Origin of the sequence: Actinomycetospora chiangmaiensis DSM 45062, from assembly GCF_000379625.1 — a bacterium.
GTDB classification, from domain to species: domain Bacteria; phylum Actinomycetota; class Actinomycetes; order Mycobacteriales; family Pseudonocardiaceae; genus Actinomycetospora; species Actinomycetospora chiangmaiensis.
The window spans coordinates 406098-419181 of record NZ_KB903244.1 but is presented as its reverse complement, the minus strand read 5'-3'; the positions used below and the strand labels follow the sequence as shown (position 1 = coordinate 419181).

At 74.1% G+C, this 13084-nt stretch carries 11 protein-coding genes and 1 pseudogene; 5 read left to right on the top strand and 7 right to left on the bottom strand.

Annotated features, from left to right (window positions below; genetic code table 11):
- Nucleotides 1-67: 67 nt before the first annotated feature.
- The 3 genes from A3CO_RS0123865 (at nucleotide 68) to A3CO_RS36265 (ending at nucleotide 3558) form a co-directional block, all read left to right on the top strand.
- Nucleotides 68-547, top strand: coding sequence for a hypothetical protein (locus tag A3CO_RS0123865; protein WP_018334777.1), 480 nt, complete (start codon nucleotides 68-70; stop codon nucleotides 545-547).
- The gene (locus A3CO_RS0123860; RefSeq protein WP_018334776.1) at nucleotides 544-1317 is read left to right on the top strand and encodes a hypothetical protein; all 774 of its coding nucleotides are present in this window, start codon (nucleotides 544-546) and stop codon (nucleotides 1315-1317) included. The genes A3CO_RS0123865 and A3CO_RS0123860 overlap by 4 nt, the downstream gene beginning before the upstream one ends.
- 225 nt (nucleotides 1318-1542) lie before the next feature.
- Nucleotides 1543-3558, top strand: coding sequence for a cadherin-like domain-containing protein (locus A3CO_RS36265; protein WP_018334775.1), 2016 nt, complete (start codon nucleotides 1543-1545; stop codon nucleotides 3556-3558).
- A gap of 18 nt (nucleotides 3559-3576) precedes the next feature.
- On the opposite strand, the gene A3CO_RS0123850 is transcribed toward A3CO_RS36265, so the two are convergent.
- The 7 genes and pseudogenes from A3CO_RS0123850 to solA all read right to left on the bottom strand — a co-directional run bounded on the left by A3CO_RS0123850 (nucleotide 3577) and on the right by solA (nucleotide 9603).
- Complete coding sequence (locus A3CO_RS0123850) at nucleotides 3577-3954, bottom strand: hypothetical protein (protein WP_026204940.1); 378 nt, start codon at nucleotides 3952-3954, stop codon at nucleotides 3577-3579.
- 49 nt (nucleotides 3955-4003) lie between these two features.
- Nucleotides 4004-4738, bottom strand: coding sequence for a DUF4118 domain-containing protein (locus A3CO_RS0123845; protein ID WP_018334773.1), 735 nt, complete (start codon nucleotides 4736-4738; stop codon nucleotides 4004-4006).
- 86 nt (nucleotides 4739-4824) lie between these two features.
- Complete coding sequence (locus A3CO_RS39825; RefSeq protein ID WP_245561584.1) at nucleotides 4825-5130, bottom strand: enolase C-terminal domain-like protein; 306 nt, start codon at nucleotides 5128-5130, stop codon at nucleotides 4825-4827.
- Nucleotides 5131-5263: 133 nt separating this feature from the next.
- Nucleotides 5264-5626, bottom strand: a pseudogene (locus tag A3CO_RS40485) (mandelate racemase); the annotation flags it as partial.
- 55 nt (nucleotides 5627-5681) lie between these two features.
- Nucleotides 5682-7109: an aldehyde dehydrogenase family protein gene (locus tag A3CO_RS0123830; RefSeq protein ID WP_018334770.1), complete on the bottom strand. Its 1428-nt coding sequence runs from the start codon at nucleotides 7107-7109 to the stop codon at nucleotides 5682-5684.
- Nucleotides 7106-8404 carry an aromatic ring-hydroxylating oxygenase subunit alpha gene (locus A3CO_RS0123825; protein ID WP_018334769.1) on the bottom strand — a complete coding sequence of 433 codons (1299 nt, stop codon included), beginning with the start codon at nucleotides 8402-8404 and terminating at the stop codon, nucleotides 7106-7108. Before A3CO_RS0123825 ends, A3CO_RS0123830 begins: the two co-directional genes overlap by 4 nt.
- Before the next feature lie 14 nt (nucleotides 8405-8418).
- On the bottom strand, nucleotides 8419-9603 hold the full coding sequence (gene solA / locus A3CO_RS0123820; protein WP_018334768.1) for an N-methyl-L-tryptophan oxidase: 1185 nt from the start codon (nucleotides 9601-9603) through the stop codon (nucleotides 8419-8421).
- 111 nt (nucleotides 9604-9714) lie between these two features.
- Between solA and A3CO_RS0123815 the strand changes: the two genes are divergently transcribed.
- Together A3CO_RS0123815 and A3CO_RS0123810 are read left to right on the top strand one after the other, a co-directional pair.
- Nucleotides 9715-10668, top strand: a complete 954-nt coding sequence (locus tag A3CO_RS0123815; protein ID WP_157647813.1) for a LysR family transcriptional regulator — start codon at nucleotides 9715-9717, stop codon at nucleotides 10666-10668.
- Nucleotides 10669-10907: 239 nt separating this feature from the next.
- On the top strand, nucleotides 10908-13070 hold the full coding sequence (locus A3CO_RS0123810; protein ID WP_018334766.1) for a malate synthase G: 2163 nt from the start codon (nucleotides 10908-10910) through the stop codon (nucleotides 13068-13070).
- Nucleotides 13071-13084: the final 14 nt, after the last annotated feature.

Here is a 13084-nt window from a genome sequence, read left to right as displayed (position 1 = left end):
CTCGCCTGCGTGACGTGAACTCCGGTCGCCGAGGAATCGCGGCACCGGACGACGGAAGGAGCCGTAGGTGCGGAGTCGGTCGGGTGTCCTGCTGGTCGGGATGCTCCTCGTCGCCCTGCTCGCCGGGTGCTCGTCTGGCAACCGCCCGGGGACGGGGCAGGGGTCGGGGCCGGGGACCGGTTCGGGGGCCGCCGCTGCGGGGTCGTACGCGGTGACGGTGCAGCGCGGGACCACGGTGCTCGCGAGCCTCGCGCCGGAGCGCCTCGGCGCCCTGCCGCAGCGGGAGGTCGCGACGCCCGCGTCCGCCGGCGACACCACGCAACGCGGACCCGCGCTGGCCGACGTCCTCACCGTCGCCGGGCAGGGTGCGGGGTACACCTCGATCCGGGTGCTCGGGCCGAGCGAGTCGGTGACGCTCTCCGCCGCGGAGGTCACGCCCGATCTCCTCCTGGCCACCACCCGGCGCGGCACCTACAAGCTGGCCGGGACGGCGCTCGACCCCGCCCGCTGGGTCCGCGACGTCACCCGGGTCGAGGTGACGCCGTGAGCGTGCCGCGCTGGGCGGACGCCCCCGTCGACCTGCTGATCGGGATCGACGACACCGACAACCCGACCAGTCGCGGCACCGGGTGGCTCGCCCAGCAGCTGCTCGCCGAGCTGGCCGCACGCGGCTTCGGCTCGTGCGCGGGGGCGACGCGCCACCAGCTGCTCAAGCACCCGCGCATCCCCTACACCTCGCACAACAGCAGCGCGTGCCTCGCGTGGTGCGCGGCGCCGGACGTCGGGCCCGAGCGGCTCGCGGACGTCGTCGGGGCCTTCCTCGAGGAGCGCAGCGCGCCGGGCTCGGATCCCGGACTCGCGGTGGCGGCCCCCGGTCGGTTGTCGGCCGACGACCGGACCTACCTCGGCGAGCTCGGCCGTCGGGCGAAGGCCGAGGTGTTGCCGGTGCCGCTCGCCCACGACGTCGCCCGCGACGTCGGGGTGCACCTGTCGGGGCACGGCGGCACCGAGGACGGGGTGCTCGGAGCGCTCGCCGCGGTCGGGCTGCACCTGAGCGGCGCGGACGGCTTCTTCCTGTGGATGCCGGGCACGCGGGAGCTGCCGACGAGCGCGACCTACGCGGAGCTGCGGGACCGTGTCCCGATCGACGCGGCGTGCGACCCGCACGGTGCCGAACCCGCCCCCGGGGACGTGCTCGAACTCGGGGACTGGGTGCGGCCGGTGCTCCTCGCGGGCCGCGCCGTCCTGCTGCTCCGGCCGCAGGCCGACGACGGCTCATGGGTCGTCCAGCCCCGGTACGTGGTGCGGGAGCACTAGATCGCTCCACCGCAGGTGCGGTTCGGCGCGCCGGACGACGCCGTGAAGGCGGAGGTTCTAGGCCGATCGAGTGGTATCTACGGTAGATTGCAATCTCCGGGTTAACGCAGAGTTCGATCACCACGACTCCTGCCGGGCGCTCCGATCCGGACGCCGACGAACCGCCCCGCCCCGGGGCGTGCAGGAGTGGAGTCGCTGGTGTCACGACGGTCATCGTGGTTCTCCGTGGCCCGGACGGGCGCGTGCGCCGTCCTCGCCGCGACGGTCCTGCTCGGTGTCGCGCCGAGCGCCGTCGCGGCCGTGCCGACGGTCGCCGCCGCCCCGATGGCCGACCCGGGCGGGTCCGGCTCGGGGTCCGGCTCAGGGACGACGACGGGTGCCGGTTCGGGCTCGGGTACGACGACGGGTGCCGGTTCGGGCTCCGGCGCGACCGCGGGCTCCGGCAGCGCCGGGAGCGGTGCCGGGACGACGACGGGTACGGGCTCCGGCGCCGCGGTGGCCGCCACGCCCGCGACCATCACGATCTCGCCGAACCCGGCCACCGGCCAGTCCGGCCGGGCGACCGCGTTCACGGTCACCGGCCGGTCCGCCGACGGCACCGACCTCGGCGACGTGACCGCGTCGAGCACGTTGCGGATCTCGCCGGACGGCGCCTGCACCGTCGGCTCGTGCACTCCCGTCAAGCCGGGGCAGCACACGGTGACGGCGACCGATGGCTCGGCGACGGCCACCGCGACCTTCCGCGTCCCGGACCAGCTCCCAGTCACGCAGGGCGAGAGCTACTCCGTCGACTCCGGCGCGACTCTCTCCGTGCCCGCCCCGGGCGTCCTCGCGAACGACACCGACGCCGACGGCGACCCGCTCACGGCCAAGGTCGCGGGCGCCTCGGCGAACGGCACGCTGGCCCTGAACGTCGACGGGTCCTTCACCTACACGCCGAACGCGGACTTCGTCGGGCAGGACACGTTCACCTACGTCGCCTCGGACGGCCGCACCAACGGCACCAGCGGCCCGACGACGGTGCGCATCACCGTCGGTCCGCCCGCGGCCACGGGGATCACCCTCAACCCGGTGAGCTCCACGGGAGCCGTCGGCGTCGCGCAGTCCTACACCGTCACCCAGCAGCCCGGCGACGCCGACGTCACGGCGGCGGCGACGCTGACCATCACGCCGGACGGCGCGTGCACCGTCGGCTCCTGCAACCCGGCGAAGCCCGGCCCGCACACGGTCACCGCCACCAAGGACGGGATGCGCGACTTCGCGACGCTGTCCGTCGCCGACCGCCTGCCCACCGCCGCACCGGACACCTTCACCGTCCACGCGAACCGCGTCCTCACGGTGCCCGCGCCCGGGGTGCTGGCCAACGACACCGACCCCGACGGTGATCCGCTCACTGCGGCCCAGCCCGGCCAGGCGGCCCACGGCACGGTCGTGCTCGCCCCCGACGGGTCCTTCGTCTACACCCCGACGCCCGGCTACGTGGGCCCCGACCAGTTCAGCTACTACGCCCGCGACGGCCGGCCACAGGGTCTGAGCGCGGTGCCGGCGACCGTCACCCTCGACGTCACGAACGCCGCGCCGGTGGCGCAGCCCGACACCGCCCGGACCTCGATCGACACCCCGCTCGTCGTTCCCGCGCCGGGTGTACTCGGCAACGACTCCGACGCCGATGCGGACCGGCTGACGGCGCTGCTCGGCTCGGCGCCGGCCCACGGCACCGTCGTGCTGGCGCCGGACGGCTCGTACACCTACACCCCTGCGCTCGGCTTCACCGGCACCGACCGGTTCACCTACACCGCGACCGACGGGATCGCCCCCTCCGCGCCGGCCACGGTGACCATCACGGTGAGCGCCCCGGCCGGCCCGGTGCGCGCCGACGTCGTCACCACGCTCGCGCTGCCGGGCAGCACGCCGCGCGATGGACAGGTCTCCGCCGTCGTCACGACCCGCAACGCCGGTCCGTTCACCGCGAACGCGGTGGGCACGGTGCTCGCCGTCCCGCCGGGGTTGCGGATCACCGCCGCGCCCGGTGCGACGGTGAGCCGTGACGGGCGGGCCGCGGTGTTCCTCGCCGCGCGCCTCACCCCAGGGCAGGCCGTCACGTACCCGGTCACCCTGACCGCCGACCGGTCGGCCACCGGACCGCGCCTCGTCGTCGCCAGTGCCGGGTCTCGCACTCCGGATCCCGCCTACCGCAACAACATCGCGTTCGGGACGACGACGATCGGCGCCCGGCCCTAGCGGGGCGCTCCGGGTGGGTCACCCGTCGACGGGCAAGTCCCGGCAGTCCGCCGCGCAGCCCGCGGCGGACCGTCCGGGAGCCGCGGCGGGCCGGTGCAGCACGGCCCGGTGCGGCGTCACGACGAGGCCGTCGCCGGACACGGCGGCGCTGCCGTCGACGATCAGCGAGTACTCGCCGGGCTCCGCGGGGGTCCAGAGCAGCGTCACGGCTGCGTCCCGGGCGACGTCACCGAGGGCGGTCCGGCCGACCCCGTCGACGCGGACCGTCCCGCCGGTCACCGTGGCCCGGACCGACCCGACGTGCGGGCGCGGTCGGCCGCCCACGGTGAGGAGGTGGGCGACGGGGAAGCCCGTCACGGTCTCCGCGAGGTCGTCCGGCTCGACCCTGATGCTCACCGGGCCACCGTAGGGCCGACGCGGCGGCATCCGCGGCGCCGCACGGCGATCAGAAGGCCGTCCGCCGCGTGGTGGGGAGCTGTTCGGCGAGCGTGACCGCGACGAGCAGCTGCTCGACCGTCGGGCGCCGGACCTCGGTGCTCGCGGTCAGGAGGAAGCACCCGCCGTCGTGCCCGGCGGCGAGTTCGATGACGTCCATCCCCGGCAGGCCGTCGTGACGGACGTCGAGGACGTGCCCGCGGCGGGAGATCGATCCGTCGCGATGCAGCACCGGGCGGTCCGGCTCGGCGCCGGGCACGGCGAAGGCGTCGAACCGGCAGGCGTCGAGGTCGAGGACCTCGGTGATCATGGCGGCGATCGTCTCGCCCACCTCGCGGCCCGGCCGGCCCTCGGCGGCCAGGCGGGCGGCGCGGGCGACGCCGTCGAGGTAGTCGGCCCGTTGCCCGGAGGCCGCCTGCTGCCGCCGGCCCCACGACGCGATCTCGCTGACCGCGAGGCCGATCGCGAGGAGCAGCACGGCGGTCTCGACGTCCTCGCGGTCGAGGATCGCGAAGCTGTGGACCGGGACGGTGAGGAAGAAGTCGAACGCCGCGGCCGAGGCCAGCGCGGCGAGGACACCGGCGAGCCGGTCCCCGAGGGCGGCCGCCGCGACCACGACGAGGACGAGTACGAGGGCGGCGTCGGTGTTGGCCAGCACGTCGGCCAGCAGCCCCGCGAGCCAGGCGACCACGAACGGCACCACCACCGCGGCGGCCCGTACCCAGCTGCGTCCGCGCTCCGTCATCGGAACAGGGGAGCGCAGTGGGTTCCCGCCGAGGACGACGTTGACGCGACGTTGACGGCCGCAGGCCCGACGTTGACGGCGCGGGCTCACCCGCCGTAGGTCGCGACCGGGATGAACGACGCCGGGTCGGGCGCCACTCCGAGGCCCGGCCCCTGCGGCACCGCGAGGTGTCCCTCCTGCACGACGACGGGTCGGTGCGGGTCGTCGTGGCCGTCGATGTGCTCCTGCGCGATCCAGACGCCCTCGAGCAGGTGCGGCTCGACGGTGGCGGCGAGGTGGAGGCAGGCGGCGGCGATCACCGCGCCGCCCCACGCGTCGTCCCAGGTGTGGGTACCCGACCGCTTCCCACACGCGGTGCGCGGTCTCGACGTCCCGCGCCAGATCCCGTCCACTGATCTTCACCTGCACCCGCGGGTAGCCCGCAGCGACAGCTGCGGCCGCGCTCCGGGCGCTGTCCTCCGGGTCCCCGACGATCACCGACTGGTAGGCCGGTACGTGGTCGACCAACGCGCCGCCGAGCAGTGTCGAGACCGGGACGCCGAGCTGCTGGCCCAGGAGGTCGAGCACCGCGGTGTCGAGCGCGGCCTTGACGTAGCCGTGGCCCGCGAGCAGCCCGTCCATCCGACGGGCGAGCGCGCGGGGTGTGTCGATCTCCGTCCCGACGAGGCCGGGGGCGATCTGCGCGAGCCCGGCGCGGGCGCCGAGGGCGTGGTGGGGCTGGTACACCGGCCCGAGCGGGCAGGTCTCGCCCCAGCCGCGGCGGCCGTCGTCCGTGACGACCTCGACCAACGTGCTGTCGAGCTCGTGCACCGTGGTCTGCGACGTCCGGTAGGGCTCGCCGACCACGGGGAGCAGCGCGCGGTGGACGTGGATGCGGTCGATCCTCATCGAGAGCTCCGGAGCGGGAGGACGCCGTCGGCCTCGTCGCGAAGGTTCCGGACGATCAGGTGCACGGGGCCCTCCGGACGACGACGGTCTTGCGGGTCAGGTAGCTCTCGAGTGCGACCAGACCGCGTTCGCGCCCGGTGCCGGAGAGCTTGGTGCCGCCGAACGGGACCGCAGGGCCCCCGGCGAAGTAGTCGTTGACCATGACGTAGCCGGCGTCGACCCGGTCGGCCACGCGCAGCGCCCGGTCGACGTCGGCGGTGTGGATGCCGACCCCGAGGCCGTAGTCGGTCGCGTCGGCGAGATCGAGCGCCTCGGCCTCGGTGCCGAACTCCAGCACCGCGAGAACCGGGCCGAAGATCTCCTCGCGGGCGATCCGCATCGTCGGCGTGACGGCTGTGAACACCGTCGGTGCCACGAAGTGCCCGACGGTCGGGAGCGCCTGCGGTGGGGTCGGGGCGTCGGCGCCCTCGGCGCGGCCGAGGTCGACGTAGTCGGTGACCCGCCGCCGGTGCTGCGCGGACACCATCGGCCCGAGGTCGGGGTCGTCGGCGCCCGCCCCGAGCGTCAGGGCGCCGGCCCGGACCCGGATGCGCTCCACCAGGTCGGCGGCGACGGCCCGGTCGACCAGCACCCGGGACCCCGCGTCGCAGTACTGGCCCGAGTTCGCGGTGAACCCGAGGACCACCTGGCGGGCGACCTCGTCGAGGTCGGCGTCCGCGAACACGATCTGCGGGCTCTTGCCGCCGAGCTCGGTGACGACGGGCGTGACGTGCTCGGCTGCGGCGCGCAGCACCGCACGTCCGGTGTCGACCGAGCCCGTGAACGTCAGGGACCCGATCCCGCCGTGCGCGGCCAGGGCGGCCCCGGCCTCCGCGCCCAGGCCGGTGACGACCTCGTAGGCGCCGGCGGGGAACCCGGCCGCGGCCACGAGGTCCGCGAACCGCAGCGCCGTGAGGGGCGTCAGCTCGGCCGGCTTGACGACGGCGGTGTTCCCGGCGGCGAGGGCGGGCGCGACGCTGCGGCAGAGCATCGACAGCGGCGCGTTCCACGGCACGATGTGCGCGCTGACCCCGACCGGCTCGGGCACGGTCCAGGCCAGCGTGCCCGGCCCCAGTGGGATGGTGTCTCCCTGCAGCGTGCCCGCCGCCCCGGCGTAGTAGTCGAGGTAGCCCACGCACCCGGCGACCTCGCGGCGGGCGAGGGAGAGCGGCTTGCCGGTGTCGAGCGACTCCAGGCGCGCGAGGTCCTCGGCGGCGGCGTCGACCTCGACGGCGAGCCGACGCAGCGCGCGGCCTCGTTCGAGCGGGAGGGAGTCGCGCATCGTGCGGGTCGCGGCGCGGGTGGCGGCGACCGCCCGGTCGACCTCGGCGGCGCCACCCCGGGCGACGTGGGCGATCACGGTCCCTGTGGACGGGTCCTCGACGGGCAGGGTGCGCCCGTCGAGGGCCTCGTGGTTCCCGGGAACGACGGCGCGGGCGGTCACGGGTCCGGGAACATCCGCGTCATGGTGTCGCCGTCGTCGAGCCCGTCGCCCGCGGGGACCCGGTCGATGCCGACCATCCTGTCGATGACCATGTTCTGGAACCGGTGCAGCGGCTCCTCGAAGCGGAAGCACATCCGGCCGCCGCGGTAGGCGGGGTTCTCCAGTCCCTCCTGGACGCGTTCGACGATCTCGAGATCCTGCCGGTTGACCAGGTCCCAGAACTTCGCGAGCGCCTCCACACCGGCCTCGGCGTCGGGGTCGTCCGCGGACTCGGGGTGGGTGAGCAGGACGGCGGTCTCCACGGTCCGGTTCGCGGCGACGGGGCGGTTGAACAGCACGAAGGCGTGGTTGGGGAGGACGACGAGCGCGGTGGACGGGAACAGCCAGACGAACCGGCCGGCGTCGGCGTCCTGCGGGCCGAGCGAGCTGAGGGGTCGCAGCCCGTCCCAGCCGCCGGCCTCGGTGTTGCGCGAGACGGGAGTGGTGCACATGCCCGTGTAGCGCCCGGGGCCCTGCCACCGGTAGTGGTCGGAGAACCTGGAGACCTGGTTCAGCTCGGGGTGGACCCAGGGCAGGTGGTAGTACTCCATGAAGTTCTCGCCGACGAGCTTCCAGTTCGCCGCGACCTCGTAGGTGAGCCGGCGCTGCGCCGTCCACCCGTCGAGGTGGTGGTCCGCGAAGCGCTGCGGCAGGTCGCCCAGCGCCGTCGTCAGCGGCTCGGGCTCGGCGGCGAGGGAGACGAAGAGGAAGAGACCCCAGCTGTCGACCGACACCGGCAGCAGGCCGTGGTCGGCCCGGTCGAAGCCGCGGGCCATCCGGTCGAAGACGGGCTCCTCGCCCGTGGGCACGTCGGAGCCCTCGAACAACGGCGTGCCCAGGCACGCGCCGTCGGTGTCGTAGGTCCAGGAGTGGTACGGGCACCGGATGCGGTGGTGGCGGCCGACCTCGCGGGCGTCGTCGTCGAGCAGCTTCGTCGCGCGGTGGCGGCACACGTTGTGGAAGCCCCGCAGTTCGCCGTGCCGGTTGCGGGTGACGAGGATCGAGCGGCCGGCGACCTCCACGACGACGCACCGGCCCGGGGCGTCGACGTCCCCGACGAGGCCGACCGCCACCCAGCCGGACGCGAAGACCCGCTCCCGCTCCAGCGCGAAGAACTCCGGGGAGCAGTAGGCGTCCGGGATCAGGGTCGAGGCCAGGTCCACCGGGAGCCGGGTCTGCCGGTAGGTCTCCTCGTCGGTGAACCGCTCCGGGGCGACGGGACGGGCGGGGAGCGCGAGGTACGGGTCGAGGGTCATCGCCGGTCTCCTGCCTAGACGTGGAAGCTGCGCGGGAAGGTCGGGTCGGTCAGCGCCGGCCGGTCGAGCGCGAAGGCGTCGATCGGGTGGGCGGGGGTGCGGTCGAGGGCGAGGTCGGCGAGCAGCGACCCGATGAGCGCGGCGAACTTGTAGGCGTGCCCGGCGCCGATCGCGACCACGATCTGCGGCTGCTCCGGGAGCCGGTCGAGGACGAAGTCCTGGTCCGGCGGCACCGTGTAGAGGCAGGTCTTCGAATAGAGCTCGGGCCCGAGGAACCGCGGCACGTGCGCGTCGAGGAACGCGGCGTACCGCGCCCGCCGGGCGTCGTCGGGGACGAAGCTGCGACCGTCGGCCGTGGTCTCCTCGCCGCCCATGTGCTGGCCGAGCTTCGTCGCGACCTCGCCGTAGACGGGGAACCCGTAGAAGTTGTGCGCCCCGTGCCACATGAACACCGGGAACCGCGACGGCGCGAACTCCGCGAGGTGCGGGGTGGAGTAGTAGGTGACCTGCTCGCGCAGCACGGTCAGCGGGAGCTGCCGTCCCGTGTCCGCGAGCACCTGGTTGGTCCAGGCGTCCGCGGCCACGACCACGCGGTCGGCGCGGACCGTCGCGGAGTCGGTCACGACGACGACGCCGTCGCCGTCCGGCCGGATCGAGCGCACCGGCGTGTTCGACCGGATCTCCGCGCCGTGAGCGCGGGCGAGGGACAGATGCACGGCGTTGGCCCGGGCGGCGTCGACGATCCCGGACTCGGGCTGGTAGAGCGCCTGCTCGCCGCCGGTGACGCGGAACTGGGGCCAGCGGGCGACGAGCTCGTCGGCGTCGAGGACCTCGTAGGCGTAGCCGAAGCGGTCGAACATCGCGGTGTAGCCCTCGATGTTGCGGCTGCCCGTCGCGGCGCCCCGCCGCGCGACGCGGTCCTCGACGACGAGGCCGCCGGTGCGGGTGACGAGCTGCTGCAGCGACTCGCCCTCGACCTCGTCCCACGCCTTGTAGGCGGCCGAGGCGAGCGCGGCGTACTGCGGCTGGTGCTGGGCCAGCCGGATGATCCGGGAGTGGTCCTGGGAGGCACCCCGGACGTGGCCGACCTCGAACTGCTCCAGCCCGAGGACACCGGATCCGAGCTCGGAGGCGAGGCGGTAGAGGGCGGCGGAACCGAGGCCGCCGCAGCCGACGACGACGGCGCGGTACGTGTCCATGACGGACTCCAGACGACGGAGGTGCAGTTCCGGGTCGCGGCGCCGGGCTCCCGGGTGGCAGCGCCCAGTGTGCGGAGGCCTATTCGTTGCGTCCATCGAAGGTTCTTACACGTGACCTTGTACGCTGCGTACATGATCGACCGGCGGCTGAAGGTGCTCCAGGCGATCGCCCGGCACGGCACCGTCACCGCCGCCGCCGAGGTGTGCCGGTTGACCCCGTCGGCGGTCTCGCACCAGATGCAGGCCCTGGCGCGCGAGCTCGACGTCGTCCTGCTGGAGCCGACGGGCCGCACCGTCCGGTTGACGGCGGGTGCTCACACACTGCTCGAGCACGCGGCGGCGCTCACCGCGCAGTGGGAGCGGGCCCAGGCCGACCTCGCGGCGCACCAGGACCGCACCGAGCTGACCGGCACCCTGCGCCTGTCCGGCTTCTCCACCGCCGCCGCCGTCGTCGCCCCGCGGGCCCTCGCCCTGCTGCGGGAGCGCCACCCGGGCCTGCGGGTGCAGCTGCGCGAGTCCGAACCGGCGCGGGCCTTCGACCTGCTCGCGGCCGGCGACACCGACATCGCCGTCGTGGTGGCCACCCCGAGCATCCCGCCACGGACCGACGAGGCCTTCGAGCAGCACCCGCTCTACCAGGAACCGCTCGACGTCCTCGTCGGCCCGGACCACCCCGCCGCCACCCGGAGCTCGGTCTCCCTCGACGAGCTCGCGGGCGACCCCTGGGTCCTGGGGTCGCCCGGGCGGGCCTACCACCAGCTCGTCACGCTGGCGTGCACCGGCGCCGGTTTCGATCCCGCCGTCGAGCACCACGCCGACACCTGGGACACCGGGGCGGCCCTGGTCGCGCGCGGCTTCGGCGTCGCCCTCATCCCGCGCCTGGTCGACCTGCCGGCCTCCGCCGAGACGCGCCGCATCCCCATCGCGGGCGCGTCGGTGCCCACGCGCCACGTGATCACCGCGGTGCGTCGCGGTGCCGCCGAGCAGCCCGGGATCGCCGCGGGTCTATCCGCGCTGCGCGAGGTCCGTCGCTACGAGCTGCCGGAGCTGACCGAGATCGTCTGACGATCGTGTACCTGGCGTACACGGTCCTGTGCACGAGGTGTCGATTGACGTGCAGGGTGGCATCGGCGACCATCCCGGTCCCGACGGTGCTTCCTCCGGGCACGGCGGTCGGCAGCGACCGGCCTGCTTCCACCGAGCGGGACACGACCACGTCCGCCGTCGGGTCGCCGAGTATCGGGAGCCCTCTGTGGGGAACAGAGGACCCGATGAGTCCAGCAGACGAGAGAGGCGGTCCGTCAGTGTCCGAGACGTCCGAACGGTCCGGGCTCCAGGTCGACGAGCACCTGCGAGCGTTCGTCGAGGACGAGCTGCTCGCGCAGGTCGAGATCACCCCCGAGAAGTTCTGGTCGACCCTGGCCGACCTGCAGCAGCGGTTCGCTCCGCGGATCGCGACGGCCCTCGCCGAGCGCGACGACCTCCAGGGGAAGATCGACGCGTGGCACCGGGAGCACGGCGCCGGGTCCCGGGACGACTACGAGAAGCTGCTCACCGACCTCGGCTACCTGCAGCCCGAGCCGTCGAGCGTCCCCACGATCGACGTCGACCGGGTCGACCCGGAGATCGCCGAGGTGCCCGGCCCGCAGCTCGTGGTGCCGTCGACGAACGCGCGCTTCGCGCTCAACGCCGCGAACGCCCGCTGGGGCTCGCTGTTCGACGCCTTCTACGGCACCGACGCGCTCCCGCTGGACCACGAGCTCGCGAAGGGCTACGACGAGAAGCGCGGCGCGCAGGTCATCGAGGCCGCCGACCAGCTGCTCGACGAGCTGTTCCCGCTCGAGCGCGGGAGCCACGCCGACGTCACCGCCTACCGTCCCTCGACCGACGGGTTCGCCGCCGAGACCGCCGACGGCACCGTCGGCCTCGCCGACCCGTCGGCGTTCGCCGGCTTCAACGCCCCGGACGACGACGGCCGCGGGAGCGTGCTGCTCGCCCGTCACGGCCTGCACGTCGACCTGGTGATCGACCCGTCGACGCAGGTGGGCCGCCAGCACCACGCCGACGTCAGCGACGTCGTGCTCGAGTCGGCGGTGACCACCATCGTCGACCTCGAGGACTCGGTCGCCACGGTCGACGGCGAGGACAAGGCCCTGGCCTACCGCACCTGGCTCGGTCTGATGACCGGCGACCTGGTCGCGGAGTTCTCGAAGGGCGGGGAGACCGTCACCCGACGGGTCCACGCGGACCGCGAGTACACCGCCGCCGACGGGTCGTCCCTGACCCTGCCGGGCCGATCGCTGATGCTGGTCCGCACCTGCGGGCACCACATGACGACGAACGCGGTGCTCACCGCCGACGGCGAGGAGGCCAACGAGGGCGTCCTCGACGCGCTCGTGTGCGCCGTGGCCGGCCTGTACGACCTGCGTGGGCTCGGCCCGCACACCAACTCCCGCGCCGGCAGCCTCTACCTCGTCAAGCCCAAGCAGCACGGGCCCGACGAGGTCGCGCTGACCGTGGAGCTGTTCGCGGCGATCGAGGAGGCCCTCGGTCTCGACGCGAACACGCTCAAGATCGGCATCATGGACGAGGAGAAGCGGACGACGGCCAACCTGTCGGCCTGCATCGGCGCGGCCTCCGACCGCGTCATCTTCGTCAACACCGGGTTCCTCGACCGCACCGGCGACGAGATCCACACCTGCTTCGCCGCGGGCCCGGTCCTGCGCAAGGGCGACATGAAGTCGACGACCTGGCTGCAGACCTACGAGGACCGCAACGTCGACGTCGCGCTGGCGGCCGGCTTCGAGCACCACGCGCAGGTCGGCAAGGGCATGTGGGCCAAGCCCGCCGCCATGGCCGAGATGCTCGAGCAGAAGATCGGCCACCCGAAGGCGGGCGCGAACACGGCGTGGGTGCCCTCGCCGACGGCCGCGACGCTGCACGCGCTGCACTACCTGCGCGTCGACGTGCACGCGGTCCAGGACGAGATCGCGCAGCGGCCCGTGGCCGACCGCCGCAACCTGCTGGAGCTCCCGCTCTCCGACCCGAGCACGCTGTCCGACGAGGACGTGCGCCACGAGCTGGAGACCAACGCCCAGTCGATCCTCGGCTACGTCGTGCGCTGGGTCGGGATGGGCATCGGCTGCTCCACCGTGCCCGACCTCGAGGGCGTCGGGCTCATGGAGGACCGGGCGACGCTGCGCATCTCCAGCCAGCTCATCGCCAACTGGCTCGAGCACGGCGTCGTCGACGCCGACACCGTGAAGGAGACCTTCGCGCGCATGGCCGCGCTGGTCGACGAGCAGAACGAGGGCCAGGACGGCTACCCGCCCATGGCCCCGGACCTGGAGCACAGCGAGTCGTTCCAGGCCGCCCTCGAGCTGGTGTTCTCCGGCGGGACGGAGCCCAACGGCTACACCGAGCGCGCGCTCACGCAGTGGCGTCGGAAGGCCAAGGCGTCCGCCTGAGTCGTGACCCTGAC

Excerpts from the sequence above, each read along its gene's own strand:
- A3CO_RS0123845 (WP_018334773.1), bottom strand. The coding sequence starts at position 4,738 with ATGACGGAGCGCGGACGCAGCTGGGTACGGGCCGCCGCGGTGGTGGTG.
- A3CO_RS0123825 (WP_018334769.1), bottom strand. The coding sequence starts at position 8,404 with ATGACCCTCGACCCGTACCTCGCGCTCCCCGCCCGTCCCGTCGCCCCG.
- solA (WP_018334768.1), bottom strand. The coding sequence starts at position 9,603 with ATGGACACGTACCGCGCCGTCGTCGTCGGCTGCGGCGGCCTCGGTTCC.